This is a genomic window from Phyllobacterium sp. YR620 (genome assembly GCF_900104165.1).
Taxonomy (GTDB): Bacteria; Pseudomonadota; Alphaproteobacteria; order Rhizobiales; family Rhizobiaceae; genus Phyllobacterium; species Phyllobacterium pellucidum.
The window spans coordinates 486,175-510,056 of record NZ_FNJP01000002.1; the positions used below are offsets into that span (position 1 = coordinate 486,175).

The 23,882-nt window shown below is 59.9% G+C and carries 23 protein-coding genes; 16 read left to right on the plus strand and 7 right to left on the minus strand.

Translation table 11 applies throughout. The features are described 5' to 3' along the window. Positions 1–96 precede the first annotated feature (96 nt). From ccmA to BLR72_RS09150, 5 genes are read left to right on the plus strand one after another with little or no spacing between them, the layout of a single operon-like run. Positions 97–705 carry a heme ABC exporter ATP-binding protein CcmA gene (gene ccmA, locus BLR72_RS09130; RefSeq protein WP_091947548.1) on the plus strand — a complete coding sequence of 203 codons (609 nt, stop codon included), beginning with the start codon at positions 97–99 and terminating at the stop codon, positions 703–705. Next, entirely contained in the window at positions 705–1,370 is a 666-nt protein-coding gene (gene ccmB, locus BLR72_RS09135; protein WP_091947550.1) for a heme exporter protein CcmB, read from the plus strand. Before ccmA ends, ccmB begins: the two co-directional genes overlap by 1 nt. A 47-nt stretch (positions 1,371–1,417) precedes the next feature. Next, complete coding sequence (locus BLR72_RS09140) at positions 1,418–2,185, plus strand: heme ABC transporter permease (protein ID WP_091947553.1); 768 nt, start codon at positions 1,418–1,420, stop codon at positions 2,183–2,185. Then, complete coding sequence (gene ccmD, locus BLR72_RS09145; RefSeq protein ID WP_027230981.1) at positions 2,182–2,352, plus strand: heme exporter protein CcmD; 171 nt, start codon at positions 2,182–2,184, stop codon at positions 2,350–2,352. The genes BLR72_RS09140 and ccmD overlap by 4 nt, the downstream gene beginning before the upstream one ends. Then, positions 2,349–2,951, plus strand: a complete 603-nt coding sequence (locus BLR72_RS09150; protein WP_091947556.1) for a DsbE family thiol:disulfide interchange protein — start codon at positions 2,349–2,351, stop codon at positions 2,949–2,951. Before ccmD ends, BLR72_RS09150 begins: the two co-directional genes overlap by 4 nt. 13 nt (positions 2,952–2,964) lie before the next feature. Here the strand turns inward: BLR72_RS09150 and BLR72_RS09155 are convergent, their stop codons facing one another. Genes BLR72_RS09155 through dapF form a run of 4 tightly spaced genes read right to left on the minus strand, consistent with a single transcriptional unit; the run spans position 2,965 to position 7,404 of the window. Next, on the minus strand, positions 2,965–3,633 hold the full coding sequence (locus BLR72_RS09155) for a septation protein A (protein WP_091947559.1): 669 nt from the start codon (positions 3,631–3,633) through the stop codon (positions 2,965–2,967). Next, the gene (gene ftsY / locus BLR72_RS09160; protein ID WP_091947563.1) at positions 3,633–5,210 is read right to left on the minus strand and encodes a signal recognition particle-docking protein FtsY; all 1,578 of its coding nucleotides are present in this window, start codon (positions 5,208–5,210) and stop codon (positions 3,633–3,635) included. Before ftsY ends, BLR72_RS09155 begins: the two co-directional genes overlap by 1 nt. A gap of 17 nt (positions 5,211–5,227) precedes the next feature. Next, positions 5,228–6,511, minus strand: a complete 1,284-nt coding sequence (gene mtaB / locus BLR72_RS09165; protein WP_091947566.1) for a tRNA (N(6)-L-threonylcarbamoyladenosine(37)-C(2))-methylthiotransferase MtaB — start codon at positions 6,509–6,511, stop codon at positions 5,228–5,230. Beyond that, a complete protein-coding gene (gene dapF / locus BLR72_RS09170; protein ID WP_091947568.1) occupies positions 6,511–7,404 on the minus strand; it encodes a diaminopimelate epimerase in 894 nt (297 codons plus the stop codon). The genes mtaB and dapF overlap by 1 nt, the downstream gene beginning before the upstream one ends. A gap of 391 nt (positions 7,405–7,795) precedes the next feature. On the opposite strand from dapF, the gene BLR72_RS09175 reads away from it, so the two are divergent. From BLR72_RS09175 to lpdA, 9 genes are all read left to right on the plus strand, one after another. Continuing rightward, positions 7,796–8,332 carry an AprI/Inh family metalloprotease inhibitor gene (locus BLR72_RS09175; protein ID WP_027230987.1) on the plus strand — a complete coding sequence of 179 codons (537 nt, stop codon included), beginning with the start codon at positions 7,796–7,798 and terminating at the stop codon, positions 8,330–8,332. Between the two features lie 51 nt (positions 8,333–8,383). Next, the gene (gene zapE, locus BLR72_RS09180) at positions 8,384–9,571 is read left to right on the plus strand and encodes a cell division protein ZapE (protein ID WP_091947571.1); all 1,188 of its coding nucleotides are present in this window, start codon (positions 8,384–8,386) and stop codon (positions 9,569–9,571) included. A gap of 301 nt (positions 9,572–9,872) precedes the next feature. Beyond that, positions 9,873–10,835 carry a malate dehydrogenase gene (mdh, locus tag BLR72_RS09185; RefSeq protein ID WP_091947573.1) on the plus strand — a complete coding sequence of 321 codons (963 nt, stop codon included), beginning with the start codon at positions 9,873–9,875 and terminating at the stop codon, positions 10,833–10,835. Between the two features lie 64 nt (positions 10,836–10,899). After that, positions 10,900–12,096: an ADP-forming succinate--CoA ligase subunit beta gene (sucC, locus tag BLR72_RS09190; RefSeq protein WP_091947576.1), complete on the plus strand. Its 1,197-nt coding sequence runs from the start codon at positions 10,900–10,902 to the stop codon at positions 12,094–12,096. A gap of 3 nt (positions 12,097–12,099) precedes the next feature. Next, positions 12,100–13,014: a succinate--CoA ligase subunit alpha gene (sucD, locus tag BLR72_RS09195; protein WP_091947579.1), complete on the plus strand. Its 915-nt coding sequence runs from the start codon at positions 12,100–12,102 to the stop codon at positions 13,012–13,014. Between the two features lie 164 nt (positions 13,015–13,178). Beyond that, the gene (locus tag BLR72_RS09200; RefSeq protein ID WP_091947582.1) at positions 13,179–16,193 is read left to right on the plus strand and encodes a 2-oxoglutarate dehydrogenase E1 component; all 3,015 of its coding nucleotides are present in this window, start codon (positions 13,179–13,181) and stop codon (positions 16,191–16,193) included. A 31-nt stretch (positions 16,194–16,224) separates the two neighbouring features. Continuing rightward, the gene (odhB, locus tag BLR72_RS09205) at positions 16,225–17,523 is read left to right on the plus strand and encodes a 2-oxoglutarate dehydrogenase complex dihydrolipoyllysine-residue succinyltransferase (RefSeq protein WP_091947585.1); all 1,299 of its coding nucleotides are present in this window, start codon (positions 16,225–16,227) and stop codon (positions 17,521–17,523) included. A gap of 153 nt (positions 17,524–17,676) precedes the next feature. Continuing rightward, positions 17,677–18,201 (plus strand): hypothetical protein, encoded by a 525-nt coding sequence (locus tag BLR72_RS09210; RefSeq protein WP_091947588.1) that lies wholly within the window; start codon positions 17,677–17,679, stop codon positions 18,199–18,201. A gap of 47 nt (positions 18,202–18,248) precedes the next feature. Next, the gene (lpdA, locus tag BLR72_RS09215) at positions 18,249–19,652 is read left to right on the plus strand and encodes a dihydrolipoyl dehydrogenase (protein ID WP_091947591.1); all 1,404 of its coding nucleotides are present in this window, start codon (positions 18,249–18,251) and stop codon (positions 19,650–19,652) included. A gap of 71 nt (positions 19,653–19,723) precedes the next feature. Here the strand turns inward: lpdA and BLR72_RS09220 are convergent, their stop codons facing one another. The 3 genes from BLR72_RS09220 to BLR72_RS09230 form a co-directional block, all read right to left on the minus strand. Beyond that, positions 19,724–20,050 carry a hypothetical protein gene (locus BLR72_RS09220; RefSeq protein ID WP_175492319.1) on the minus strand — a complete coding sequence of 109 codons (327 nt, stop codon included), beginning with the start codon at positions 20,048–20,050 and terminating at the stop codon, positions 19,724–19,726. Between the two features lie 117 nt (positions 20,051–20,167). Beyond that, on the minus strand, positions 20,168–21,235 hold the full coding sequence (locus BLR72_RS09225) for a TraB/GumN family protein (RefSeq protein WP_091947594.1): 1,068 nt from the start codon (positions 21,233–21,235) through the stop codon (positions 20,168–20,170). An 82-nt stretch (positions 21,236–21,317) separates the two neighbouring features. Beyond that, positions 21,318–22,274: a tyrosine recombinase XerC gene (locus BLR72_RS09230; RefSeq protein WP_091947597.1), complete on the minus strand. Its 957-nt coding sequence runs from the start codon at positions 22,272–22,274 to the stop codon at positions 21,318–21,320. A gap of 128 nt (positions 22,275–22,402) precedes the next feature. Here BLR72_RS09230 and rimM point away from each other — a divergent pair, with 128 nt between their 5' ends. Together rimM and trmD are read left to right on the plus strand one after the other, a co-directional pair. Then, complete coding sequence (gene rimM, locus BLR72_RS09235; protein WP_091947601.1) at positions 22,403–22,984, plus strand: ribosome maturation factor RimM; 582 nt, start codon at positions 22,403–22,405, stop codon at positions 22,982–22,984. Then, on the plus strand, positions 22,981–23,685 hold the full coding sequence (gene trmD, locus BLR72_RS09240) for a tRNA (guanosine(37)-N1)-methyltransferase TrmD (RefSeq protein ID WP_091947604.1): 705 nt from the start codon (positions 22,981–22,983) through the stop codon (positions 23,683–23,685). Before rimM ends, trmD begins: the two co-directional genes overlap by 4 nt. Positions 23,686–23,882 lie beyond the last annotated feature (197 nt).

The following is a 23,882-nucleotide window of genomic DNA, read 5'->3' on the forward strand; positions in this document are numbered from 1 at the left end:
TTTTCGCCGATCTGTGCCAGACCGACATTCGGAAAAAATGCATGCTGCGTCGAAATGATCACGCGGCGATTGGGGATAGACGAGAGCGGGCAAAACATGCGGTTAGTCGCCGAAAAACTGGCTGGAGAGCGCGGCGGGGAAACGCTGTTTTCCAATCTGGACTTCACGGTGGCGGCCGGAGAGGCGCTGTTGGTGACGGGTCCGAACGGCGCGGGGAAATCGACGCTCCTGCGAATCATCGCCGGGCTGCTTGCCCGCTCCGCTGGCTCGCTGCGCGTGGTCGAGGGTTCGGAAAACTTGGACGAGGTGGCGCAGCTTGCCCACTACCTTGGGCATCTCAACGCCATGAAACCAGTGCTCAGCATCGAAGAAAACCTGGAGTTCTGGCGCGCGTTCAATGGAGCGGGAAAACGCTCCGTCATTGCCGCGCTCGACAAGGTCGGCCTTGGCGACATTGCGCATCTTCCCTTCGGCTATCTGTCGACCGGCCAGAAGCGCCGGGCCAGCATTGCCCGGCTTCTCGTCAGCGACCGTCCGCTGTGGCTGCTCGATGAGCCCACTGCAGGATTGGACAAGGCGTCGGAGCTGCAATTTGCCGGTCTGATGCAGGAGCACCTTGGAAATGGCGGTATCGTGATCGCAGCGACACATCTTCCGCTTGGCCTCGAGGTCGCGGGTGAACTCAGGCTGGGAGCGCCCGCCTGATGGGAGCGCTCTTTGTTCGGGAAGTGCGGCTTGGGCTACGATCGGGAGCCGGTGTCCTCATCGGCGTTCTATTTTTTCTTGCCGTGATTGCTGTCGTTCCGTTCGGCGTTGGCCCCGATCTCAAACTGCTTGCACGCATAGGTGCGGCTATGTTGTGGATAGGGGCTCTGCTCGCCACCTTGCTCGGTCTCGACCGGCTGTTCCAGGCAGACCGCGACGACGGCTCGCTCGACCTCCTGATCATGGCCTCCGAACGGCACCTCTTGACGCTGACAGTGCTGGTCAAATGCCTCGCGCATTGGACGGTGAGCGTGCTGCCACTGGTGATCGCCTCGCCTCTGCTTGGCCTCTTCATGAACATGGAACCTGCAGCCATTGGTGCGACCACGGCAACGCTGCTTGTCGGAACGCCGGCTATAACCCTGATCGGCGCCGTCGGCGCTGCCGTCGCCGTGTCCTTGCCCCGGGGCGGGCTCCTCGTATCCGTCATAGTCCTGCCGCTGACTGTGCCGGTCCTCATCTTCGGCGTCTCTGCGTCCTATGGCGCAGTTGAAGATCCCGCGCCGTTTCTGGCACCCTTCCTTATTCTCGCTGCGATTACTCTGTTTTTTGCAGTGCTGGGGCCGCTCGCAGCAGCTGCGGCGCTGAAATCGTCGGCGGACTGACAGAGAGGTGAATTGCGCAACGGGCACCGGAAAGCTAAGAAACGAGCATGAGTGAGACTGTTTCAAAGACCGGACGCTGGATCGACCGGGCAAACCCCACGCGGTTCATGAGCTTTGCCGGGGTGATCCTGCCATGGCTTGCCGGGCTGACGCTGATCGTTCTGGCGGGCGGGCTGTGGATGTCGATGCAGGCGCCGGACGATTACCAGCAGGGCGCGACGGTCAAGATCATGTTCATCCACGTGCCTTTCGCCTGGCTTTCGATGATGTGCTATACGATCATGACCATTGCTGCGCTTGGCACGCTGGTCTGGCGTCACCCGCTCGCCGATGTTTCAGCAAAGGCCGCGGCGCCCATCGGCGCAGTCTTCACGGCTCTTGCGCTTATCACCGGCTCGCTTTGGGGCAAACCCATGTGGGGCACATGGTGGGTGTGGGATGCGCGGCTGACCTCGGTCTTCGTGCTGTTCCTCATGTATCTCGGCATCATCGCGCTCACCCGCGCCATGGATGATCCGGCGAAATCCGCAAGGGCGACGGCAATCCTGACGCTTGTCGGTTTCATCAACATTCCGATCATCAAGTTTTCCGTCGATTGGTGGAATACGCTGCATCAACCGGCTTCGGTTTTTCGCATGGGCGGTTCAACCATTGACGGTTCGCTGCTGCGGCCGCTGCTCGTCATGGCCATCGGATTCACGCTCCTATTTTTCACCCTGCACCTGATGGCGATGCGCAACGAAATCTGGCGTCGCCGGGTTGTCGCCATGCGCCGTGTCGCGGCCCGCAATGCCGACCGGGGGCCGGTGCAATGAGCAGCCACGCGGGGTTTATCATAGCCGCCTATGGCGTATCATTTATTGCGCTCGCCGGATTGATCGGGTGGGTCTTCATCGATCAGCGCCTGCAAAACCGGGCGCTACGTGAGCTGGAGTCGCGCGGCGTGCGTCGCCGCTCCGAGGGGAAGGGTGCGCAACCTTGAGCCAGCAGGAAGGACTTCAACCGCCGCGGGCCAAACGCAACTCGTTTTTCGTATTCCTGCCGTTGATCATCTTCATCGGCCTTGCCGCAATCTTTGCCTTTCAGCTCGCATCTGGGCGCGATGAATCGGTCATCCCTTCGGCGCTGATCGGCAAGCCTGCGCCGGCGTTGTCGCTGCCGGCAATCCCGGGACTAACCCGGAACGGACAGCCGGTCGGCGGCCTAGATCCGGCAAGCTTCAAGGGCCAGGTGACCCTGCTCAATGTCTTCGGTTCCTGGTGTGTGCCATGCCGAATGGAACATCCGCTGCTCATGAAATTGGGTGAGGACAAGCGGTTTCAGCTTGCCGGCCTCAACTACAAGGACAAGGCCGAGAATGCGCTGGGCTTTCTTCGTGAGCTTGGCAACCCATATGCCGTGGTCGGTGCGGATGACAGCGGACGTGCCGCGATCGAATGGGGTGTTTACGGCGTTCCCGAAACCTTCCTGATCGGTCGCGACGGGAACGTCGCCTTTAAGCATGTCGGACCGCTCAGCGAAAAGTCGATCCGCGACGAACTAATGCCGGCCATTGAGGCGGCGCTCAAGGCAAATCAATAATCGTCGAGCGCAGCTACTTGCCGTTGTTTCCTGCCTTTTCGGCAGCTGGGTGGTCGAGGGAATATTTCATGACCAGCGGCATCTGGGCAAAGGTGAAGATGAGAGTGAGGGGCATCGTGCCCCACACCTTGAAGGCGACCCAGAAGTCCGTCGAGAAACTGCGCCAGATCACTTCATTCAGGACTGCCAAGAACAGGAAGAAGATGCCCCAACGCAGCGTGAGCTTGCGCCAGCCTTCGGCGTTCAGCCGGAAGGCGCTGTCGAAGACGTAGCCGAGCAGGGATTTGCCGAAGAAGAGACCACCCAGCAGGATGACGCCGAACAGCGTGTTTATGATCGTCGGCTTGATCTTGATGAAGGTTTCGTTGTGAAGCCACAAAGTCAGCGCGCCGAAGACGAACACAACGATGCCCGATACGAGCGGCATGATCGGCAGGGTGCGCAAAAGGAGCCAGGATGCGCCGAGTGCCACCGCCGTCGCCACCATGAACAAGGCGGTCGCGATGAAGATCGGACCGCCAATATTGGCGAGGAAAGGAAGGTGTTCCACCAGCCATTCCCCGCGCGAATTGGCGAAGAAGAAGACCATGAGCGGGCCGAGTTCGAGCGCCAGCTTGAGGAAAGGATTGACGTCCTTGTGTGCCGGATCCGACGGGTCGCGTTCGAATACTGATTGGTCCATTATGCGACTCCCGCAATGGCTTTGGCGAAATCTTTGGCGGCGAAGGGTTCGAGGTCATCGACCTGTTCGCCGACGCCGATGAAATAGACAGGCAATTTGTGCTTGGCCGATATGGCCACAAGAATGCCACCGCGCGCGGTGCCGTCAAGCTTGGTCATGACAAGGCCGTTCACGCCGGCGATGTTCTTGAAGATTTCGACCTGGTTGAGGGCGTTCTGCCCGGTGGTGGCGTCGAGGGTCTGCAACACCGTATGCGGAGCCTCGGGATCGTGCTTGCCGAGCACGCGAACGATCTTCGCGAGTTCTTCCATCAGCTCCGCGCGGTTTTGCAGCCGCCCCGCAGTATCGATGATCAGGACGTCGCTGCCGGCTTCCTTGGCTTGTTTCCAGGCATCGAAGGCGAGGCCCGCTGCATCCGCGCCGAGCTTGGACGATACGACCGGCGCGCCGGTGCGCTTGCCCCAGATGTGCAGCTGTTCGATCGCAGCGGCGCGGAAAGTATCTCCTGCCGCCAGCATGACGTTCAGGCCGCCGGCCGTCAGCTTGGCGGCAAGCTTGCCGATGGTCGTCGTCTTGCCAGTACCGTTGACGCCGACCACGAGGATCACATGCGGCTTATGGGATAGGTCGAGCTCAAGCGGCTTGGCGACGGGTCCCAAGACCTTCTCGATCTCGGTCGCCATGATGGTGCGCACTTCATCGGTGCTGATATCCTTGCCATAGCGCGTCGCACTCAATGCATCGGTCACGCGAATGGCGGTTTCCATGCCGAGATCGGCCTGGATAAGGACATCCTCAAGATCCTGCAGCGTATCTTCATCGAGTTTGCGCTTGGTGAAGATCCCGCCAATCGAATCGCCGAGCTGCTGCGACGAGCGCGACAAGCCCTTGCGCAAGCGCTCGAACCAGGAGAGTCGCCTGGCCGGCTCAGCGGGCAAGGGCTCATGCGGCTTCTTGTCCTCTACGAACCTGGTCACTGTCACTTTGTTGGTGGACGGCTTGGCGACAGGTGCCGGTGTATCGACGGCTCCCGCGGGCTCGATATCCGCCGTTGGCGCTTCCGGGGCCGGAATTTCGACCGGCTCGATATCCGCGTCATCCATCGGGCCAGGGATCATGTCGATCGCGATCCCTGACGGTTCGTCGGCAGCTTCCGGCTCGGGTTCAGGTTCCTCGGGAACGGGCGCGGATTCGACCGGGACTGCGTGTGGTTCGAAGGCTGGTATATGTTCGGGTTCGGCCCGCCCGCTCGCTTCCGCTACGGCTTCGACCTGCTCGACCACGACTGGGGCAATTTCTGGCAGAATTTCGGGTTCGGATTCCGCTACAGTTTCCGGCTCCGTCTCGGGCTCGTCCGCAACCGGCGATTCAACCTCAATGGCGCCGAGCGCTTCGGCTGGCAAAACTGCCGCCTCTTCCACCGCTTCCTCGCCCGACGGCGCGGACGCTACGGTGTCATCGGCAGGCAGGGCGAGGCTTTCCTGAGCCTCCGCTGCAACCTGCGGTTCTTCTGCCGAAACCTCTTCGACCTCCTTCTTGCCGAAAGAGAAAATCTTCTTGATGAACCCCAGAGCCATGAATGCTGCTTTGCCTGTTATGCTGCGCGCCGGTCGCGACCGGTTGCAAGCAGCTTGTTACCGTCGTGCCCGCCGATCGTCCGCTCAATTATTTGCCCCGGGACGCCGCTATCGATGCCGACGAGCGTGAAGCCCTCGGTGCGCCCGATGCCGTCGCGTTCAACGAGAACCTTCTGCGTGGTGCCGATGAGCCCGTCGAGATGCATGTTATATGCCACGTCGCCCGCAGCACGCAGCCGAGCTGCCCGTTGCTTGACGATGCTACGTTCGATCTGCGGCATACGAGCCGCGGGCGTTCCCTTGCGGGGACTGAACGGGAAGACATGCAGGTTTGTCAGGCCGCATTCTTCAACAATGCGGATGGAGTTTTCAAACATCTCATCCGTTTCGGTGGGAAAACCGGCGATGATATCGGCACCGAACACGATGTCGGGACGGATTGTCCGGACTTCGGCGCAGAATGCGACCGAATTCTCCCGCGCATGCCGGCGCTTCATGCGTTTCAGGATCATGTTGTCGCCGGACTGGAGCGAGAGATGCAAATGCGGCATCAGCCGCGGCTCCGTCGCGAGCGCTTCCATCAGATCGTCGTCGGCCTCGATGGAGTCAATCGAGGAAAGACGCAGCCGCTTTAAGTCCGGAACCGATTTCAGTACCGTCTTGACCAATTTGCCAAGGCGCAGGTTTCCCGGCAGGTCGGGCCCGTAGCTTGTCATGTCGACGCCGGTGAGGACCACTTCGGCGTAGCCATTGCCGACCAGTCGCTTCACCTGTTCGACCACACCGCCCATCGGGACGGAGCGGGAGTTGCCACGCCCATAGGGAATGATACAGAAGGTGCAGCGGTGGTCACAGCCGTTCTGGACCTGCACGAAGGCGCGGGCGCGGCCCTCGATGGCGTCGACCATGTGCGATGCGGTTTCGCGCACCTCCATGATGTCGTTGACCCGAACCTTCTCGAACTGGTTGACGCCAAAATCCGGCAGCATGCGGTAGGAGTTCGGCTTGAGCTTTTCCTCGTTGCCGAGCACGAGGTCGACCTCGTCCATTTCGGCGAATGCTTCGGCTTCCGTCTGCGCGGCGCAGCCCGTGACGATGATCCGTGCTGCGGGATTGTCACGCCGGGCTTTGCGGATCGCCTGCCGGGCCTGGCGAACCGCCTCGCTAGTTACGGCACAGGTGTTGAAAATGATGGCGCCATTTTCCAGCGTGCCGAGACCCGCTGCATCGGCCTCGCGCTTCATCACTTCCGACTCATAGGTATTGAGACGGCAGCCGAACGTGACGACGTCGACGCCCATCAGGCGGCTCCCTGAGACGATGCCGCTTCTTCGCGCTGCCAAGCGCCGGTTTGCGGGTCGAGGCTGCCGGCAAATTCCCACTCGGCCGGTCCGGTCATGATGACATGGTCGTTGTCGAGCCATTCGATCAGCAACGGGCCGCCGGGCACGGTAACGGTCACGGTACGGTCGGTGCGTCCGGTACGCGCAGCGGAAGCGGCAGCGGCGCAGGCGGCCGAACCGCAGGCGCGCGTAAGGCCGGCGCCACGTTCCCACGTGCGCAACGTCAGGGCATTGCGGCTGGTCACATGAGCGATGGAGATATTGGCGCGCTCGGGAAAGATGGGATGATTCTCGAGAAGCGGTCCGAAGCGTTCGAGGTCGTAGGTCCAGACATCCTGATCGACCCAGAAGATGGCATGCGGATTGCCCATGCTCGCGACGGAGGGCGAGTGCAGGACTGGCGCATCGATCGGCCCGATCTGAAGCTCGATCCGGCGCGTATCGTGGAAGGGTTCGGCGAGCGGAATGTCGCGCCAGTCGAAGCGCGGAATACCCATGTCGACGGAAATCTGGCCGTCAGTATGTTCCTGCGCCGTAAGGATTCCGGCGATCGTCTCGAATGTGAAGGCGCGCTTGTCCGTTTCGACGCTGAGTGCCTGCACGACGCAACGCATACCGTTGCCGCAGGCCTGCGCCTGGCTGCCATCCGAATTGATGATCTCGATATAGGCTTCGGTTCCGACGGTTCGCGGGTCGTGGATTGCCATGATCTGATCGAACTTCGTCGCCGGATCATGGTCGAGTGCCATGGCTGCGTGGGGGGCAATGCGATCGGCACGACCGCGCATGTCGGCAACGATGATTTCGTTGCCGAGGCCGTTCATTTTCGCAAATTGCACCTGTCCTGCCATGCCTGTTGCTTGCCCGTTGCCGCCACTTCCCATTCGTATGGGGCCTATATGGCGGAATTGGTGGAAAATTGCCAGTGCCGCCAGTAATCAATGGTGTCGCGGACGGAGGCGTCGGGCAAAGCGTTTCGATATAAGACTTTATTCACCTTGAAATGGTTGAATTGGTTAATGGCGCCAATATACGTATGCGGGCGTCAGCACGTGCAAGGTGTGGCGATATTGTCATTTCCGGCTACTTTCGCGAATTCTTGCCGCCGATTGGGCTTTGAATGTGGCTGTTTTTTCGATGCGCGGGTTGAAATTTCGCCGAGTTCACCTTTGTATCGCGGTTAATATTTGCCAAATGGAATCGCATTCCGGAGTTCGAATGCGCAGATGGAGAGCTGAGGTTATGGGGTCTTTGAAAGTCAATTTGCTGACCGTTGCCGCTGTAGGCATGGTACTGGCAGGATGCCAGAGTTCGCGGCTTGACCCCGTGTCTTCGGGTCCCGCCCCGCTTCAGCCGGCACCGTCCGGTAGCGTGAGTTCGAGCCAGTTGCCGCCGCCCGGTGGCGCAAATCAATTTCCGACCGCTCCGACCACGGGCACCCCGGGGACCGGTACCCAACCAAACACCCAGGTTGCCGCAATCCCGCCGGAAAATGCGCCGGATTTGACCGCAGGCAGCGTCGCCGGTGTGTGGAATGCTTCGATGGGCGGCCAGAGTTGCAAGATCGCGACACCGCAAACAAAGTTCGGCCAGGGTTACCGCGCCGGTCCGTTGCGTTGCCCGGGCGAACTCGCCAACCTCTCGTCGTGGGCCGTGAGCGGCAAGCAGCTGACGCTGTTTGATGCGGCGGGCGGCACGGTCGCCAAGCTCTATTCTACGGGCCAGTCTAGCTTCGACGGCCAGACATCCGGCGGACAGTCGCTGCGTCTATCGCGATAACCAAGCACGGCGCGCCGGCATCCGCCGGCGCCCGCGGAGACTGCACCGCGCATGTCGCACGACAATCTGAAAGTCTTTCCTTCGGTCCGCGAGCGCTATGATGCGCTCGCGGCTGCCGGCGACATCGAGGCTGATCCGGCGCAGCAACGCCTGGCGAATCGCTTCGACCGGCTGATCCATGAATTGGCCACGACGCGACTGGCGACGAAGTCGAGCGCCCTCGGCTGGCTTTTCGGCCGGAAGGCGCCGCGGCGGGATTTTATCAAGGGCCTTTATATCCATGGCGAGGTAGGTCGCGGCAAGACGATGCTGATGGACATGTTCCACCAGCTTGTTCCGGCAAAGCGCAAGCGACGCGCGCATTTTCTCGATTTCATGGCGGATGTGCACGAGCGCATCAATGCGCACCGGCAAGCGCTGAAGAACGGGGATACCAAGCAGGACGACCCGATTCCACCCGTCGCCGAGGCCCTGGCCGAGCAGGCCTGGGTTCTGTGCTTCGATGAATTCACGGTGACCGACATTGCCGACGCCATGATCCTGTCGCGGCTTTTCCGTGCCTTGTTCGAACGGGGTGTGGTTCTGGTCGCAACTTCGAATGTGGCGCCCGACAATCTTTATCGCGACGGTCTCAACAGGCAGCTGTTCCTGCCGTTCGTGGAGCTTCTAAAGACACATGTTGATGTCGTCAGTCTCGACGCGCGCACCGACTACCGCCTGGAAAAGCTCAATCATCTGCCGGTCTATCTTTCGCCGCTCGGCGACGAAACAAAACGGCAGATGGACGCGGCCTGGCACGCGGCGACAGACGGAGCGGTTGTCACGCCGGATAGTTTGAAAGTGAAGGGGCACACGGTTTCGATCCCGCAAGCGACTCGCGGTACAGCCCGCTTCAGCTTCGCAGACCTATGTTCGAAACCGCTCGGTGCGGCCGACTACATGGCGATTGTCGAGCGCTACCGCACAGTCTTCATCGACGACGTACCCGTCCTCGACTACCCTCGTCGCAACGAAGCGAAGCGCTTCATCATTCTCATCGATGTTCTCTACGACAATCAGGTTCACTTGGTAATGTCGGCTGCTGCTACCCCCGACCAACTCTACCACGCCAAAACCGGCACCGAGGCATTCGAATTCGACCGCACGGCATCGCGGCTCTTCGAAATGCAGAGCGAGGACTATATTGCTGCAACCGGCACAACACATTCGCGTGCAGAGCCGAAATCGGCGGGCGTTTAGGGAGCCAGGGGAAGCCTGAAAACTCCCGGCAATATCATCAATCTGACAAGTTATGCGTGATAGAAACAGGCTTGAATGCGCTCGAAAAACTCAGAACCAATTGACGTTTACGTAAATCCCGTTAAATCTAAACGATTGAATTCATTGGGGTTAAAATTTTCGGTTGAGTTATTTTTCAAAGAGGAATATTCGAACGTCCCAACGCAAGGGCATGTTGTCATAGGTTTGCCGTCTGGCGGCTTGACTATCCAAATGTGTTCTTAGGCGTCCGTCAAGACTTCAGATCAAGGAAGCAACCAGCATGGCACGTAACAAAATCGCCCTCATCGGTTCAGGCATGATCGGTGGAACGCTTGCACATCTGATCGGGCTCAAGGAGCTCGGCGACATCGTGCTCTTCGACATCGCCGAGGGCATGCCCCAGGGCAAGGCACTCGACATTGCCCAGTCTTCGCCAGTGGATGATTTCGACGCCAAGCTTGCCGGCGCCAATGACTATTCCGCCATCGAAGGCGCTGACGTGGTCATCGTTACGGCCGGCGTGCCGCGCAAGCCGGGCATGAGCCGCGACGATCTTCTCGGCATCAACCTCAAGGTCATGGAACAGGTCGGCGCCGGCATCAAGAAATATGCGCCCGGCGCTTTCGTCATCTGCATCACCAATCCGCTGGACGCGATGGTCTGGGCGCTGCAGAAGTTTTCGGGCCTGCCGAAAAACATGGTCGTGGGCATGGCCGGCGTTCTCGACAGCGCGCGTTTCCGCTATTTCCTGGCTGAAGAATTCAAGGTTTCAGTGGAAGACGTCACTGCGTTCGTTCTCGGCGGCCACGGCGACTCAATGGTTCCGCTGACGCGCTATTCCACGGTTGCGGGCATTCCGCTGCCGGACCTGGTTAAGATGGGCTGGACGAGCCAGGAAAAGCTCGACCAGATCGTGCAGCGCACGCGTGATGGCGGCGCCGAGATCGTCGGCCTCCTCAAGTCCGGCTCGGCCTATTATGCGCCCGCGGCATCGGCCGTGCAGATGGCGGAAGCCTATCTCAAGGACAAGAAGCGCGTTCTGCCCGTTGCTGCCCACCTCTCCGGGCAGTACGGCGTCAAGGACATGTATGTCGGCGTACCAGTCATCATCGGTGCAGGCGGCGTCGAACGCGTTATCGAGATCGACCTCAACAAGACCGAGGAAAAGGCCTTCGAAAATTCCGTCGCATCTGTTGCAGGTCTTTGCGAAGCCTGCATCGGCATCGCCCCGAACCTCAAGTAAATCCGGCCCCGGACCATTCTGAAACAATCCTCCGCGCGGGGATTTTTCGAGAGGAAACAGCTAAATGAATATTCACGAATATCAGGCGAAACGTCTGCTGCACACTTTTGGTGCGCCGATCGCCAACGGCGTTGCCGTCTATTCCGTCGAACAGGCGGAAGAATGGGCAAAGACGCTGCCGGGCCCGCTTTATGTGGTCAAGAGCCAGATCCATGCGGGCGGTCGCGGCAAGGGCAAGTTCAAGGAACTCGGCCCTGACGCAAAGGGCGGCGTTCGCCTGGCCCGCTCGGTCGAGGAAGTCGTTGCCAATGCCAAGGAAATGCTCGGAAACACGCTGGTTACCAAGCAGACCGGCCCCGCCGGCAGGCAGGTCAACCGCCTCTATATCGAGGACGGCGCCGATATCGAGCGTGAACTTTATCTGTCGATCCTCGTCGACCGCTCGGTCGGCCGTCCGTCCTTTGTCGTTTCAACCGAGGGCGGCATGGACATCGAGGCCGTCGCCCACGATACGCCAGAAAAGATCATCGCCGTCGCGATCGATCCTGAAAAGGGCGTGACCGCGGATGATATCGCCAAGATCAGCGACGCTTATGGCCTCACCGGCGAAGCGCGCAAGGATGGGGAGTCGCTGTTCCCGGCGCTCTACAAGGCATTCACCGAGAAGGACATGAGCCTGCTCGAAGTCAATCCGCTCATTGTCATGAAGGATGGCCGCCTGCGCGTTCTCGACGCCAAGGTCTCCTTCGACGGCAATGCGCTTTTCCGCCACCCTGACGTCGTCGAACTGCGTGATATCTCGGAAGAGGACGACAAGGAGATCGAGGCGTCGAAATACGACCTCGCCTATGTCGCCCTCGACGGCAATATCGGCTGCATGGTCAACGGCGCCGGCCTCGCCATGGCGACAATGGACATCATCAAGCTCTATGGTGCTGAGCCGGCTAACTTCCTCGACGTCGGCGGCGGCGCGAGCAAGGAGAAGGTAACGGCGGCGTTCAAGATCATCACTGCCGATCCGGCCGTGGAAGGCATCCTGATCAACATCTTCGGCGGCATCATGAAGTGCGATGTCATTGCCGAGGGCGTTATCGCGGCGGTCAAGGAAGTCGGTCTCAAGGTTCCTCTCGTGGTGCGCCTCGAAGGCACCAATGCCGAGCTTGGCAAGAAGATCATCAACGAGAGCGGCCTTAACGTTACGTCGGCCGACGACCTCGACGATGCAGCGCAGAAAATCGTCAAGGCGGTGAAGGGAAACTAAGGCATGTCTATTCTTGTCAACAAAGACACCAAGGTTCTCGTTCAGGGCCTGACCGGCAAGACCGGTACTTTCCACACCGAACAGGCGCTCGCCTATTACGACACGCAGATGGTCGGCGGCATCCATCCGAAAAAGGGCGGCGAGACCTGGGAAGGCAAGTTGCCGACCGGCGCCAGCGCGCAGCTGCCGATTTTCGCTTCGGTTGCCGAAGGCAGGGACCGCACCGGCGCCAATGCCTCTGTGATCTATGTGCCGCCTGCAGGCGCGGCCGAAGCCATCATCGAAGCCATCGATGCGGAAGTTCCTTTGATCATCTGCATCACCGAAGGCATCCCGGTCATGGACATGGTGCGGGTCAAGGCGCGTCTCGATCGTTCGACATCGCGTCTGATCGGCCCGAACTGCCCGGGCGTTCTCACGCCTGAGGAATGCAAGATCGGGATCATGCCGGGCAACATCTTCATGAAAGGCTCGGTGGGTGTTGTATCCCGCTCCGGGACACTTACCTATGAAGCAGTGTTCCAAACGACGAACGAGGGCCTCGGCCAGACGACCGCTGTCGGAATCGGCGGCGATCCGGTCAAGGGTACCGAGTTCATCGATGTCCTGGAAATGTTCCTCGCTGACGAAGCGACGAAGTCGATCATCATGATCGGTGAAATCGGTGGCTCGGCTGAGGAAGATGCAGCGCAGTTCCTCGCCGACGAGGCCAAGCGTGGCCGCAAGAAGCCGATGGCCGGCTTCATTGCCGGCCGCACGGCCCCTGCGGGCCGGACGATGGGTCATGCCGGCGCGGTCATTTCCGGCGGCAAGGGCGGCGCGGAAGACAAGATTGCGGCCATGGAGGCAGCGGGCATCCGTGTTTCGCCTTCACCGGCGCAGCTTGGCAAGACGCTGGTCGAGGTCCTCAAGGGCTGACACCGGCTGGCGCCAGACGCCTGATGAAGAGAACTATCGATTGGGGCGGGCGCCGCCCCGATCAATCCCCGGGGCCATATGAGCCTCAACTCAGAGCGTTTCCGGCTCAGAAGGCCCGGTGAGCTCGCACAAAGGGAGACGGAGTCGGTACTCCGGTCACACATATGGCACGTCAAGAACAGGCCAACGACATCTTCGCACTTACCTCGTTCCTCTATGGCGGCAATGCGCATTATATCGAGGAGCTGCATGCCCAGTACGAAAAGGACCCGGCATCGGTCGGATCCGAGTGGCAGGAATTTTTCGCCAATCTCGACGATGCCAAGGACGACGTCATCAAGAACGCCAAGGGCGCGTCCTGGGAAAAACCGAATTGGCCTATCGCCAGCAATGGCGAACTCGTCTCGGCGCTCGACGGCAATTGGGGCGAAGTTGAAAAGCACATAGCCGATAAGCTGAAGGCGAAGTCCGCCAACGGTGCCGTAGCCAATGGCGTTGCTGCTCCCGTTCTGACGGCCTCGGACAGCGACATCATCCACGCCGCGCGTGATTCCGTCCGCGCCATCATGATGATCCGCGCTTACCGCATGCGCGGCCATCTCCATGCCAAGCTCGATCCGCTCGGCCTCGCCGAGGTCAAGGAAGATTACAACGAGCTTTCGCCGGAGAGCTACGGCTTCTCGCCTGCCGACTACGACCGCAAGATCTTTATCGACAATGTGCTGGGTCTCGAATACGCGACGATCCCGCAGATGCTCGATATCCTCAAGCGCACCTATTGCTCGACGATCGGCGTCGAATTCATGCACATTTCTGATCCTGTCGAGAAGGCATGGATTCAGGAACGCATCGAGGGCCCGGACAAGGGCGTTGCCTTCACCAATGAAGGCAAGAAGGCTATCCTTTCCAAGCTCGTCGAGGCGGAAGGTTTCGAACAATTCATCGACGTAAAGTACAAGGGCACGAAGCGTTTCGGTCTCGACGGCGGCGAAGCGCTCATTCCGGCGCTGGAGCAGATCGTCAAGCGCGGCGGTTCGATGGGTCTCAAAGAAATCGTCCTCGGCATGGCCCACCGCGGCCGCCTCAACGTGCTCAGCCAGTTCATGGGCAAGCCGCACCGCGCCATTTTCCACGAGTTCAAGGGCGGCTCCTATACACCCGACGACGTCGAAGGTTCGGGCGATGTGAAGTACCATCTCGGCGCTTCCTCCGACCGTGAGTTCGACGGCAACAAGGTGCACCTGTCATTGACGGCGAACCCGTCGCATCTCGAGATCGTCAATCCGGTCGTCATGGGCAAGGCGCGCGCCAAGCAGGATATCCTTGCCGGACGCGAACGCGATGAGGTTGTCCCACTCTCCGAACGCTCCAAGGTGATGCCGCTGCTGCTCCACGGCGATGCGGCCTTCGCTGGCCAAGGCGTTGTTGCGGAATGCCTCGGCCTTTCCGGTCTGCGCGGACACCGCGTTGCCGGTACCGTGCATTTCATCATCAACAACCAGATCGGCTTTACCACCAATCCGCGCTTTTCGCGTTCGTCGCCCTATCCGTCGGACGTTGCGAAGATGATCGAGGCACCGATCTTCCACGTCAACGGCGATGATCCGGAGGCGGTCGTCTACGTTGCCAAGATCGCCACTGAATATCGCATGACCTTCCATAAGCCGGTGGTGATCGACATGTTCTGCTACCGCCGTTTCGGTCACAACGAAGGTGACGAACCGGCGTTCACGCAGCCGATCATGTACAAGAAGATCCGCAGCCAGAAAACGACTGTCCAGCTCTACGCCGCAAAGCTCATCGAGGAAGGCCTGATCACTGAGGCCGACCTGGAGAAGATCCGTGCCACCTGGCGCGAAACGCTGGAGCAAGAGTTCGAATCCGGCCAGGCCTACAAGCCCAACAAGGCAGATTGGCTCGATGGCGCCTGGAGCGGCCTGCGGACGGCGGACAATGCCGATGAACAACGGCGCGGCAAGACCAGCATTCCGGTCAAGACGCTGAAGGAAATCGGCAAGAAGTTGGCGGAAGTTCCGGCCGGTCTCAATGTCCACCGCACGATCCAGCGCTTCCAGGACAACCGCGCCAAGATGATCGAAACCGGCGAAGGTTTCGACTGGGCGACGGCTGAAGCTTTGGCATTCGGGTCCCTCGTCACGGAAGGGCACCCGGTGCGCCTCTCCGGCCAGGATGTCGAGCGCGGCACGTTCAGCCAGCGTCATTCAGTGCTTTACGATCAGGATACCGAACAACGCTATATTCCGCTCAACAATCTGCAGAAGGGCCAGGCTCTTTACGAAGTCATCAACTCAATGCTTTCCGAAGAGGCAGTGCTTGGTTTCGAGTACGGCTACTCGCTGTCGGATCCACGCGCGCTGACCTTGTGGGAAGCGCAGTTCGGTGACTTTGCCAACGGCGCGCAGGTCGTCTTCGACCAGTTCATATCGTCGGGCGAACGCAAGTGGCTGCGCATGTCCGGGCTCGTCTGTCTGCTGCCGCACGGTTATGAAGGCCAGGGTCCGGAGCATTCGTCGGCTCGTCTCGAGCGCTATTTGCAGCTTTGCGCGGAAGACAATATGCAAGTTGCGAACTGTACGACGCCGGCTAACTATTTCCATATCCTGCGCCGTCAGATGAAGCGTGACTTCCGCAAGCCGCTGATCCTGATGACTCCGAAGTCGCTGCTCCGCCATAAGCGGGCCGTTTCTTCAATCGGCGATTTCACCGGCGAATCCTCGTTCCATCGCCTGCTTTGGGATGATGCGCAGCTTCTCAAGGATCAGCCGATCAAGTTGCAGAAGGACTCGAAGATCCGCCGCGTCGTCCTGTGCTCGGGCAAGGTCTATTACGACCTTTACGAAGAGCGCGAAAAGCGTGGTATCGACGATGTTTACCTCCTGCGCGTCGAACAGCTCTACCCGTTCCCGGCCAAGGCCCTCATCACCGAGCTTTCGCGTTTCCGCAACGCCGAAATGGTGTGGTGCCAGGAAGAACCGAAAAACATGGGTGCCTGGGCATTCATCGATCCCTATCTCGAATGGGTCCTTGCACATATCGACGCCAAGCATCAGCGCGTGCGCTATACGGGCCGTCCCGCCGCCGCATCGACGGCAACGGGCCTCATGTCCAAACACCTTGCACAGCTCGAAGCATTCCTTGAAGATGCTTTGGGTTCCTAAGCAACTGACTTATCAACGGAAGAGCGAACACATGGCTACCGAAATCCGCGTCCCTACGCTGGGCGAATCCGTTACCGAAGCAACCATTGGCAAATGGTTCAAGAAAGTCGGCGACGCGATTGCCGTTGACGAACCTTTGGTGGAACTCGAGACCGACAAGGTGACGATCGAAGTGCCGGCATCCGCTGCCGGTGCTCTGGCCGAAATCGCCGCCAAGGAAGGTGATACGGTCGAAGTCGGCGCGCTGCTCGGCACGATTGGCGCTGCCGATGGCGCAACTGCCGCCGCCGCTGCTGCCAAGAAGGAAGAGCCGAAGCCCGCGGCTGTCGCCCAGGCATCCGGCGCCGGTGCTGCCGCCTCCACCGCAGAGGCAGCAGCCAAGACCGCCGAAGTTGCCGGGGAGCCGCCGATTGCCGAACGCCGTCCAAGTGAAATGCCGGCATCTCCGGCCGCCTCGAAGCTGCTGGCTGAAAAAGGCGTTTCGGTTTCGCAGGTCGAAGGCTCAGGCAAGCGCGGCCAGGTGCTGAAAGGTGATGTGCTCGACATCGTCGCCAAGGGTGTCCCGGCGCAGCAGCCGGCATCCGAAGCGCCAAAGGCCGTTGTGCGCCCCGCTTCTCCGGCCGACGATGCCTCGCGCGAAGAGCGGGTGAAGATGACCCGCCTGCGCCAGACCATCGCCAAGCGCCTGAAGGATGCGCAGAATAGCGCTGCCATGCTGACCACCTATAACGAGGTGGACATGTCGGCGGTGATGGAACTTCGCAATCGCTATAAGGAACTGTTCGAGAAGAAGCATGGCGTGAAGCTTGGCTTCATGGGTTTCTTCACCAAGGCGGTAACCCATGCGCTGAAGGAGATCCCGGCGGTCAACGCCGAGATCGACGGCAACGACATCATCTACAAGAACTTCGCCCATGTCGGCGTCGCCGTCGGCACAGACAAGGGTCTCGTTGTTCCAGTTGTGCGCAACGCCGACCAGATGTCGATCGCCGAGATCGAAAAAGAAATCGGCCGCCTCGGCAAGGCCGCCCGCGATGGCGCGCTGTCGATGGCCGACATGCAGGGCGGCACCTTCACGATTTCGAACGGTGGCGTCTATGGTTCGCTGATGTCCTCGCCGATCCTCAATGCCCCGCAGTCCGGCATTCTGGGCATGCATAAAATCCAGGAGCGCCCGGTCGTCGTCGGCGGCCAGATCGTCATCCGTCCGATGATGTATCTCGCCTTGAGCTACGATCATCGCATCGTCGATGGCAAGGAGGCGGTCACGTTCCTTGTCCGTGTCAAGGATACGCTCGAGGATCCGGAGCGTCTCGTACTCGACCTTTAGTGCCAATATTCAACCAAGCAGGATCGTCAGTGGGCGGTCCTGCGGCCGGAGAATGAGCATGTCGCACTATATTTACGAACTCAATCACGCAACTGGATTGGTGTTCATCGGGCTGGGCATCAAGCTCGCAAACCAGCAGGCGAGCCAGAACTGATGGGGTCCCGGAAGCGTCTCCGCTGTCTGCATCTCGCCGCTGTTCTTGCAGCAAGCATGCCGCTGCTCGCAACGCCGGCCTTTGCCGCATGCACGCAGGATCGTGCCGTCTATACCGACAAGGGCGACGACTATACGCTGACCTTCAAGCGCGTTCCCGATGATGCGGAGGATGCCTCCAACGAGTTTTCGCTCCAGTTGAACGAAACCGACCTTCGGCTTGATGGCGTCGTTGCCTGGACCGAAGAAGTTGCCCGGCCGAATGGGACTATCTCCTATAAATGTCCGCCCGCGAAGACCGGTGAGGAGCTTGATGCCTGCACCGTATGGCAGGGTGTCATCTATGCGCTGACCGAGGGGGCCGACGCGGATCTCCTGCCCAAGGCCAAGGAACCTGCGGCGCAGGCTTTGCTGCTGCCGGACCTTACCAGCGCCATGACCCGCTACAATTTCAAGCTCGACAAGCCTGTCGAAGCTTTTCCCTGGGAAGTTTTTCGTTTCAAAGAATGCGTGCCCGAGCAGTAATCGCGCCGGGCAGATCGCGCACAGCGTCACAAGAGAAGGATTGAGTTATGGCATATGATGTCGTCGTCATCGGAACGGGTCCGGGTGGCTATGTCTGCGCGATCAAGGCTGCGCAGCTCGGCCTGAAGACCGCGGTGGTCGAGAAGCGCGCCACCTTTGGCGGCACCTGCCTGAATATCGGCTGCATCCCCTCAAAGGCTCTGCTGCATGCATCCGAGGTGTTTCACGAGGCCGGACATTCCCATGCCACCCTCGGCGTCGATGTTGGCACGCTGAAGCTGAACTTGCCGGCCATGTTGGCGCACAAGGATGCGACGGTGGAGGCCAACGTCAACGGCGTCGCGTTCCTGTTCAAGAAGAACAAGATCGATGCCTTCATTGGTACGGGCAAGATCGTGGGCGCCGGCAAAGTTTCGGTGACCGCTGACGACGGCACGGTCCAGGAGATCGAGACGAAGAACATCGTGATAGCCACCGGCTCGGATGTCGCGGGCATTCCGGGTGTAAATGTCGAGTTCGACGAAAAGGTTATTGTTTCATCGACCGGTGCGCTCGAATTTCAGAAGGTCCCCGAAAGCCTGATCGTTGTCGGGGGCGGCGTCATCGGGCTCGAACTCGGATCGGTTTGGAGCCGTCTCGGATCGAAGGTGACTGTCGTCGAGTATCTGGACAAGATTCTCGGGCCGATGGACGGTGAAGTGTCCAAGCAGTTCCAGCGCATGCTCGAAAAGCAGGGAATCGAGTTCAAGATGGGCGCCAAGGTCACCGGCGTCGAGAAAGCCGGGACGAGAGCGAAAGTTACCTTCGAACCGGTAAAAGGCGGCGAGCCCCAGACGTTGGACGCCGATGCGGTCCTCGTTTCTACTGGGCGCCGGCCCTATACCGACGCGCTCGGTCTGGAAGAGGCCGGAATTGCCACCGAGCGCGGGCGCGTCTCGATCAATGATCATTGGCAGACCAACGTTGCGGGCATCTACGCGATCGGCGATGTCGTTGCCGGACCGATGCTGGCGCACAAGGCCGAGGACGAAGGTATTGCTGTTGCTGAAATCCTTGCAGGGCAGGCCGGCCATGTGAATTATGACGCGATCCCGAGTGTCGTCTATACCCAACCGGAAGTCGCGTCGGTGGGCAAGACCGAGGAAGAATTGAAGGCGGCTGGCATCGACTACAAGGTCGGAAAGTTCCCGTTCACCGCCAACGGACGCGCCCGCGCCATGCTCCACACCGACGGTTTCGTCAAGATTTTGGCCGACAAGGCCAGTGACAAGGTTCTCGGCGTGCACATCCTCGGCTATGGCGCCGGAGAGATGATCCACGAAGCGACCGTGCTCATGGAATTCGGCGGTTCTTCGGAAGATCTGGCACGGACCACACATGCTCACCCGACCATGTCCGAGGCAGTTCGAGAAGCCGCGCTTGCGACCTTCGCCAAAGCTATTCACATGTGATGGTGCGTTCCAAAGGTTACAAAAAAGGCCCGGATATCCGGGCCTTTTTGCATTCATTGTAGTACCAAAACTTACTGGGCAGGTGCCGGAGCAGCCGGTGCCGGCGTGGTCGTCGGGGCCGGAGCAGTTTCGGCAGGTGCCGGTGCTGTCGTTGCCGGAGCCATCGCGTTCGGTTCAGGCTTCGCCGGTTCCGGAGCTGTCGTTGTAGCGGGCGCAGTCGGTGCCGGTGCGGTCATCTCGTTGCTACCGCTGTTCAGATAGAAATAGCCGCCAACGATCAGTGCAGCGATCAGAATACCCGCGATAAGAAAGCCGCCTGAGCCCGACTTCGCTGTCGCTCTCGGGTTCAAAGGTTCGGTTTCTATGGGCCGTTGCTGCAGGTTCGGATCATAGGTCATTTCGTGTCCTCCATGACGTTTCAGGGCGTCCAATGGAAGGAAAACGGCTGCTTTTCAAATAAGTTCCAAAAAGCCGCCTGCTTATGCTGCGATGCACACATGCTCGAGCGATCGCGGTTACTCCGCGCTCACCTGATAGCCCTTGTTTCGCAGCAACGAAACGAGCCCATCCTTGCCCGGAAGGTGGAGGGCGCCCACGGCGATAAAGGCATTACCCTGATCTATTATCGGAGAAGCCCGATCAGCCATGACCCGGTTGCGGGCATTGACCATCGTTTCCTCAAAGGCGGCGTAGCTGCTGCCGCTTTCGATGCCATCGGGCGAGACGGAGCGCATTAGCGGGAATATCATGCCGATTTCGCCCTTCGTGTAGAGGACGGTCATCGTCTCGAAGATGTCGTTCAGTCGTGGACCGAGAGCGAGCGTTTCCATGAGACCATCGATATGGAACTGCATCGGTAGCGAAGCCATGGCGCCGAGCTGGTCCTTTATCGTCTCGAGCCCCGCAACCTTTTTGCCTGCCGCCTGCGCATCCCGCGCCAGCTTGATGTCGAGAAAGGCGGTTCCGTCCTTGGTGCGGGCGAGCTCGCAAGCCGGCATGGCGAGCATGCTGGTCAGCATCCAGGGCTGCATGCGGTTGACCGCGGCAAGTGTCAGGCCGCGCTGCTGAAGCGCCGCCTTGACGGCATCGACCTTGTCCTTCGGAATGAGCTTGTCGAGCGTGGTTGCATCCGTGAACATCATCAGTTCAGGTGTCTCGGCGAGAACTTTAAATTGCGCCTTGGGATCGAGCACTTCATCGGTTTCGATGACGACCGTATCGGCGCCCTGATAGGCAGCCTGCGTTGCGTCCGACAGTTTGAGCACGCGCGGATCGGTAAGATGCATGGTTCCGAAAAGATAGGACGGCTTGATGCCGGGCTTTTCAATCTTCCATAGGAGCCCCGTACCGTTCTCAGTTGCAGCGGCCTGCTTTTGCAATGTTTCAAGCTTGGCGGGCTCTGATTTCGCCATTGCAGCGATAATATCGTGGCCCCCACAGCTTAAATCGTCCGCATGGACGCGCGCCGCGCCAAGGGCGACGACGAAGAACGATGCGAGCAAGAGCCAGCTCAGTGCCACCAGCAGCTGGAGCAGGCAATCTGCTATACGGTCGAATATGACGGAAATATCCTGATTATCCATGCCGGACTTTTACCAATGGGCCTGCCGAGAAAGTGTTAATCTCTACCTGCAAATTGTCTCGAATATGAATTGCCCCGACATTTCAAGCGCGCGGATGCGCCTTTTCGTAAATTTCCAGGAGCCGCTCGCTGTCGACACCGGTATAGACCTGCGTCGTCGAAAGGCTGGCGTGGCCGAGGAGCTCCTGAATGGTGCGCAGATCACCGCCGCGCCCGAGAAGATGCGTCGCAAAGGAGTGGCGAAGTGCGTGCGGGGTCGCCGTATCAGGCAGCCCAAGCGCACTGCGCATTTTCTGCATGTCGCGCTGAATGATCGCGGGATGAAGCTCGCCCCCGCGCGCGCCCCGGAAAAGCGGCGTTCCTTCCGCAAGGTCATAGGGGCAGAGCTTGCGATACTCTGCGACAGCGCGATGCACGACGGGTAGCAATGGCACCATGCGGGTCTTGCCGCCCTTGCCGCTGATAGGAATGGAACGCGCGTCGGGATCGGTGAGTGCCCCGCCGTCGAGGCCAAGCGCTTCCGAGATGCGCAGGCCGCATCCATAAAGCAGCGTCAGTACTGCGGCGTTGCGCGCAGCAATCCAGGGTTCTTCGTTTAGCTGTTCGCCCTTTTCAACGACGCGCCGTGCATCGATCATGGTCAGCGGCTTTGGCAGGGATTTTGGCTGGCGGGGCGAACGGATGGCGATGGATGCGGCGGCATTGGCCATGCCCTGCTTTTCCAAAAAGCGCAGAAACGAGCGTATGCCGGCGAGGCCGCGCCCGAGCGTGCGGGCGCCTGCGCCATCATTGCGCCGCCTTGCAAGGAAGGAACGGAGATCGACAATCCGCAACGTCGCAACATCCTTCAGCGCCGGCGGCTCGCCAAGATGTCCCGTGAGGAACTGAAAGAACTGGCGCGTATCACGCTCATAGGCATCGAGCGTATTAGCCGCGAGCCGGCGCGTGTTCTTCAATGATTTCAGCCAGTTCTCACGGGCATCCACAAGATCTGACCGTGCGGACACAAGAAACTCGGCCGGCTTCGATACTGCGCCCATTGCATCGCTCCTTTGAACCATCGCCGCGACAGTGCCACAGGAGTCCTTTCCGGTTCGTTTCTGGTTTTGCTTGGCGTTTCGCCGTAGAAAGGTTAATCCAAAAACTCGAAACTTCAGTACGGAACGTCATGGCAAAGTTGAAAGATCCGGTGCAATTGGCAGTGATCGGCGCGGCACACGGCACGCGAGGCGAACTCAGGGTGAAAACATTCACCGGCGATCCCATGGCGCTTGGCGATTACGGCATGCTTTACGATGAAACTGGCCGGCCTTTCGAAGTTCTCGATATCCGTCCGGCGAAAACCGTTGTCGTCGTGCGCTTTCGCGGCGTGAACGACCGCAACATGGCGGAAGCGCTTAACGGCACGACGCTGTTCATCGACCGTTCGCAATTGCCGCAGGACCTTGATGAAGACGAGTATTATCATTCCGACCTGATTGGACTTGAGGCTGTAGACGCCGATGGCAACACGTTCGGCAAGGTGTCCGCCATGTTCGATTTCGGCGGCGGCGATCTCCTCGAACTGACCATGCACGGCAAGCGACCCATGCTTATTCCGTTCACGCAGGCAGCCGTGCCGAGCGTGGACGTGAAGGCGGGACATGTCGTCATCGATCCCGTGGCCGCCGGTCTTATTCCCGACGCCGACGAGGCAGAAGAGCGGCGGCGGCAACTCGGGGGAGAATCCGGGGGAAACACCAAGCCATGAGCAGTGAGGGGTTCCGCGCCACGGTCCTGACGCTTTATCCCGAAATGTTTCCGGGCCCGCTCGGCATCTCGCTTGCCGGCAAAGCGCTGAACGAGGGAGCCTGGTCGCTCGAAACGGTGCAAATTCGCGATTTTGCCACCGACAAGCACCGCATGGTCGACGATACACCGGCGGGCGGCGGCGCAGGCATGGTCATGAAGCCTGATGTCCTCGGGCGCGCGGTCGATCACGTGGCCGATGGCAGGCCCAAACTTTTCATGAGCCCGCGCGGCAAGCCGCTCACGCAAGAGCGTGTGCGCCAGCTTGCCGACGGCCCGGGTGCCATTATCCTGTGCGGGCGCTTCGAGGGCGTCGACGAGAGACTGATCGAAGCGCGGCAGTTCGAGGAGGTCTCGATCGGCGACTACATTCTTTCCGGCGGCGAAACCGCTGCGATCGTCGTTCTCGATGCGGTCGTAAGGCTTTTGCCCGGGGTGATGGGCAATGCGCTGTCAGGTGAGACTGAAAGTTTCGAGACGGGATTGCTTGAGCATCCGCATTATACCAAGCCGCAAGAATGGGAGGGGAGGCGTATTCCCGATGTTCTCCTTTCCGGCAACCATGGGGCGATCGAGAAGTGGCGGCGTGCCGAAGCCGAGCGTTTGACGCGAGAGCGGCGGCAAGACCTCTGGGATGCCCACGGCAAACGGACGAAGCGATAGCTGGGCAAAAAGATTGACGCACGGAGGTGACAAACCGGCTTTAATGGTGTATCTGCCCGCCAACTCCGGAAAAATCCGGGTCCATTAATCAATGAATGGTGAATTCGCTCCTGCCTCCCTTGAGGCATAGAAACGCGGCCAAATGTGCTGCGTGCCAAGTGCCGAGCGCTCTGACTGTTCGAGAAGAACGTAAAGGA